Source organism: Acinetobacter uliginosus (genome assembly GCF_044130295.1).
Lineage (GTDB): Bacteria > Pseudomonadota > Gammaproteobacteria > Pseudomonadales > Moraxellaceae > Acinetobacter.
In genome coordinates this window covers 1-5,653 of sequence record NZ_JBIQOC010000143.1, presented here as the reverse complement: position 1 = coordinate 5,653, position 5,653 = coordinate 1, and the positions used below count along the sequence as shown (strand labels likewise).

3 protein-coding genes and 1 pseudogene are annotated in these 5,653 nt (G+C 48.5%); all 4 read right to left on the bottom strand.

Annotation, left to right across the window (positions count from 1 at the left end; genetic code table 11):
• Positions 1–437 precede the first annotated feature (437 nt).
• A complete protein-coding gene (locus tag ACE01T_RS17085; protein WP_180042831.1) occupies positions 438–1,565 on the bottom strand; it encodes an ABC transporter permease in 1,128 nt (375 codons plus the stop codon).
• A 1-nt stretch (position 1,566) separates the two neighbouring features.
• Positions 1,567–4,323: a ribosome-associated ATPase/putative transporter RbbA gene (gene rbbA / locus ACE01T_RS17080; protein WP_395519752.1), complete on the bottom strand. Its 2,757-nt coding sequence runs from the start codon at positions 4,321–4,323 to the stop codon at positions 1,567–1,569.
• On the bottom strand, positions 4,320–5,381 hold the full coding sequence (locus ACE01T_RS17075; RefSeq protein WP_395519751.1) for an HlyD family secretion protein: 1,062 nt from the start codon (positions 5,379–5,381) through the stop codon (positions 4,320–4,322). Before ACE01T_RS17075 ends, rbbA begins: the two co-directional genes overlap by 4 nt.
• Before the next feature lie 172 nt (positions 5,382–5,553).
• Positions 5,554–5,653: pseudogene (locus ACE01T_RS17070) on the bottom strand (IS5/IS1182 family transposase); the annotation flags it as partial.

Genomic DNA, 5,653 nt, shown 5'->3' with positions numbered 1-5,653 from the left:
GATTGGTTTTGGAAAAAAAGAAGAATTTAAGAAAGTGCTAGCAATTTTAAGAAAGAAAAAGCCTGATAGGACAAGGATCCTATGAAATTTGTCGTGTACAGAGCTCTTGCAGTTAAAAACAGGACATTTTAATTGGTGAATAATGGTTTTAAGATTACGTTAAGATCATTAGCTTAAATTGAGTCATACCCTCTAGAACGACCTCGTTCAACCGACTTAGAAACAAGTCGGTTTTTTTATGAGCATTTTTGACACTTCCTGTCAATAAAACGGTTATTTTTTAATCAAATTAGGGATTTTTTCAATGTTCCCGGTCTTTCCAGGGCAAAAATTATCCCCAATTTCTGTGGACAACTCATGGGATAAAAACAAAACAGTATTTACTGGAAACTTAACGATATTTAAAAATACTAATATTTACCCGTCCCTGGTTATACTCAGGTCATGGTATGAATCGTATCCTTAAAACGTTTCCAGGCCACATAGAAAAACAGCACGGCAATTCCAACCAGCCATAGAAATGACGGCCAAACGATATTTAGCCCGGCATTTCGATACAAAATGGCCTGGGCCAGTTCAACAAAATGCGTGGTTGGGGCGATCAGCATCAGATACTGCAATACCTCTGGCATGCTTTCCCGCGGTGTCATCCCGCCTGAGAGCATTTCCATCGGGATCAGAATCAGCATCATCAATAAACCAAACTGCGGCATCGATTTCGACATGGTGGCAAGATAAATGCCCATCGAGGTGGTGGCAAACAGGGTCAATAATGCCCCAAAGAAGAAGAGCAACAGGTTCCCTTCAATCGGAACCTGTAAGGCAAACTGTACCACCAGTTTCAGCCCGGTAAAAGCCGCAATCAATACCACCAGACTCATAGACCAGACCTTGGACATCATAATTTCAAACACCGTGACCGGCATCACCATCAGATGTTCTACCGTGCCGTGCTCACGCTCGCGAATTAAAGCTGCTCCGGTCAGAATGATGGACAGCATCGCCACGTTATTGATGATTTCCATGACACTGCCAAACCATTTTTGGTCCAGCAACGGGTTAAAGCGGGCACGCATCTCCAGTTCAACCGGCATGCTGCTCACTTCCCGGCTATGCAACACATATTCACTGACTTCGGACTGAATAATCTGCTGAATATAGCCAGCCCCGGTCATCGCCTGAGACATGCGCGTGGCGTCGACATTCACCTGAATCGCCGCTTCTTTTCCTGCAAGCACATCTTCCTGAAAATTCACCGGAATATTTAGAGCAAAGGTAAATTCCCCAGCATCCATTCCAGCATCCATATAATTCAGTTCAGTGCTTTGTGGAATAAAATACGGTGGATAAAATGCCGAGGTAATTCGCTCAGACAAGGTTGAATGATCTTCATCTACAATTGCAATCGGAGCCATGTTCAGGCTATCGGTCATGGCGGTGGCTGCCGTATAAATTGCCACAGTAAAGGTGTAGATGATCAGGATCAGCATGACTGGGTCACGCCATAGACTCCACAATTCCTTGCAACCGAGCTGGTAGATATTCTGTATTTTCTGACGGAACATCCTAGGACTCCTGTTTTTTTAGCGCCAGGATTGCCGCACACATAATGACAGGCACTGACAGCAAGATTACCCAAAGAGACTGATGCAAGTCCTGAAAACCTAAAGCTTTGTTAAACACGCCACGGCTAATATTCACCATATGTGTAGCAGGATAAATCCCGCCAAACCAGCGGCCAAATCCTTCTAGCGAGGAAACCGGATTAATAATACCGGCAAACTGCATCACCGGAATCAACGTGCCAAGCATCACCAGAAACATCGAGGCAATCTGACTTTTGGTCAGGGCGGAGGCCAATAAACCCGTACCAGTAGAAAAAATAATAAACAAGAATGAAGCCAAGGTCAGGGTCAAAAAACTGCCTTTGATCGGTACATCAAACATCAGCACAATAATCAGACACATCAGGAAATAGTTCAGCATGGCCAGCACCACGTAGGGAATCTGCTTGCCGATCAGGAACTCACTGCGGGTCACCGGGGTGACATACAAATTGACAATCGACCCCAGTTCTTTTTCCCGCACCACAGACAGCGCTGTCAACATGGCCGGAATCAGCAGGATGAGCAGCGGAAATAGAGCAGGTGCCATCGCCGGCAAGCTCTTGATATCCGGGTTATAGCGGAATCGGGTTTCGACATTGACTGTACTCGACATCTTATACCCGCTGTGCTCCAGTGCCTGCTGCATCAACCAGTGTGCATGAATGCCCTGTACATAACCCTGGACCGTTTCGGCACGCTGTGGCATGGCACCATCTATCCAGGCGCCAATCTTGACCTCTTCGCCCCGGGCCACATCCCGAGCAAAACCGGGCGGAATCTCGATGGCTAAAGCAATATCACCGCTGCGCATACGCTGATCCAGGTCGTCATAACTTTGCAAAGGCGGCTTTTCAACAAAATAACGCGAACCGGCAATACTCATGCTGTAATTCTGGCTTAGCCCGGTCTGATCCCGATCCAGCACCGCAAAAGTCAGATCATCCACATCCATGGTGATGCCATAGCCCATCACGAACAGTAAGATAATGGATCCGACCAAAGCCATGGTGGCGCGAATCGGATCACGGGCCAGTTCCAGTGATTCCCGCCAGGCATAGCTGAGCAAACGTTGCAGGCTAAATCGGCTAGATTTTCTCTGCTGTGTCCCGGCTGGCTGAAGATCAGCTGAACTACTCCCCACCTCTTCTTCAGCAGGGGGCTGGCTGCCTGCACCGGCATCCAGCAGATAGCCAATAAATGCCTCTTCCAAAGACGCAGCCTGCCGATTCTGCATCAGTTGTGCCGGTGCAGCACTGTCCAGCACCCGACCGGCATGCATCAGCGACATACGGTCACAGCGCTCGGCTTCATTCATAAAGTGGGTAGAAATAAAGATGGTAACCCCATCTTTGCGCGACAGGGTGATCAGATCATGCCAGAATTTATCCCGGGCAATCGGGTCTACACCGGAGGTTGGTTCATCCAAAATCAAGATTTCCGGATTATGCACCAGTGCTACCGCCAGTGACAGACGCTGCCTGATCCCGAGCGGCAAATCGTCAGGCAATTTGTCTTTCAGTTCCATCAAATCGAAACGCTGTAGCATCTGCTCAACACGCGCATCAATCTGTTCTGCCGGCACATGAAACAGTTTGGCATGCAGTACCAGGTTCTGGATAATCGTCAGTTCACTGTAAAGTGAAAAGGATTGCGACATATACCCAACACGCCGACGGGTAGCAATATCACTCCCTTCCACCGGTTGCCCGAACAACCAGGCCTGCCCTTCCGAAGCCTCCAGCAATCCAGTCAAGACCTTCATCGTGGTCGATTTACCACAACCATTCGAGCCTAAGAATCCAAATATTTCCCCACGCCGGATTTGAAAATTGACATGATCCACTGCGGTAAAGTCACCAAATTTGACTGTCAGGTCTTTGGCTTCCAGCGCATAGCCATCCGAACCATCATCCGCTAAAGGCGGAATCACCACCGGCTCATAACCCTGTTTCTTTTCCACGGGCAAAAGCTTGATGTAGGCTTCTTCCAGACTGCGTCTGTCGGTCTGTGCCAACAGTTCCTCGGGACTACCAGTTTGCAGGATGCGACCTTCATCCATCATCGCCAGCCAGTCAAAACCCTGTGCTTCATCCATATAGGCAGTCGCCACAATCACACTCATCTGTGGGCGGACGCTACGGATACGGTTAATCAATTCCCAAAATTGTGCACGCGCCAAGGGGTCAACCCCGGTGGTGGGCTCATCTAGGATCAGAAAGTCGGGATCATGAATCAGGGAACAGCACAGGCCAAGTTTCTGTTTCATCCCGCCTGACAGTTTCCCGGCCGGACGATCGAGAAATTCATACAGCCCCGTACTTTTGGTCAGTGCATCAATACGTTTTCGGCTTTCAGCTGCATCATGCCCAAACAAACGGGCAACAAACTGCAAATTTTCTTCAACCGAAAGGGTTTTGGACAAGTTCTTGCCCAAGCCCTGCGGCATATAGGCAATATGCGGACAGACTTTTCTGCGGTGCTTTCGGTCGGCAATATCTCCACCAAGCACCATCAAGCGGCCTTGCTGGACCACCTTGGCACCGGCCAGTAATGCCAGCAGGCTGGATTTTCCCACGCCATCCGGGCCGATCAAACCAATCATGCAACCAGCAGGCAATGCCAGGGAAATCTCCTTTAAGGCTTGGGTTTTGCCGTATTTGAGACTGACCTGCTGAATGTCGGCAACAATGGCACCCTGTGCAGATACTTCTGTCATGATTTAACCAGATTGCTTAGGAATGCAGGCCAAGGCGCATTCTCGTCAATTTTGATATAGGCTACACCCGGAAGACCAGTTTTGACTTGCTGGATGTATTTCTGCAACAACACTGGATCAATTTTTGCCTTAATACGGAACATCAGTTTCTGACGTTCACTTTCAGTTTCCACCGTCTTCGGCGTGAATTGCGCAGTATCCGCGACAAACGATACCTTGGCAGGAATCACCACATTTTTGGCCGCATCCAGTACGATACGGACTTCAGTACCTATCGCGATACGTCCAGCCACGGTTTCCGGTAGGAAGAAAGTCATATACACATCAGACAGATCAATCAGGTTCATGACTCGTCCACCTGCCGAAATCATTTCACCCGGCTGTGCCACAAGAAACTGGACACGCGCTTTCAACGGTGCCTTGAGCTGGGCATCTTCAATATCGAAATTGATCCGCTCGATTGTGGCCTTAATGGCATCGACTTGCGAGTGTGCACTCGACACCTGGCTGCGCGCGGCCACAATCGCACTTTGTGCACTGTCCACTTGTGCTCTTGCCGCACTCAGCACGGCTGCAACACTTTTGACATCAGCACGCTCATCATCCAGCTGCTGTTTAGAGACTGCCCCGTCTTTGGCCAAAATTTCGGTTCGTGCCAGACGATTTTTAGCAGCGACCAGTTCGGTTTCACGCTGCTCGACCATGGCTGCAGCTGCCGCTTTTTCACTGATACGCATCGCCACCTGGGCTTCTGCGGTCGCAATGCCATCCTGTGCCTGACGCTGCTGGGCCTGAACTTCACGCAGCTGTGCTTCTAGTGCAGAGACTTTAATCCGTGCCAAAACCTGGCCTGGTTCGACAAAATCTCCTTCCTGCACCAAAATTTCTTCCAACTGGCCAGATAACTTACTGGAGATATTGATTTCAGTCGCCTCAATCCGTCCATTACCACTGACTAAAGCCTGTGTATCCGGCTGGTTCATGTTTTTCCAGACCAGATAGGCCACCAGCCCCAGAATCACTACTGTACCGACCAGCGTGAGTTTCTTCATATTCATGTGCGTTGTTACCCAAATTTTATTCTAAAGACATTTTTGAAAATTATTTTATTACCGTCATGTCACCTTCAATATGAAGCACAAGGTGGCACTGAACCAAAGAAAGCTATTTTTCAGTTTTCATCAATTGCTGTTCAGTGCGGTCGCCTAGGTTGTGTACCCCCCTCAGAACCTATCCAGAATATTTTCTATGCAAAAGTAGCCTTAAAAAGGCTAAATTAATGAACTGAAGGCTCGTATTTAGGTGCTTTTCACAGTTTTTCCAGAGCCTT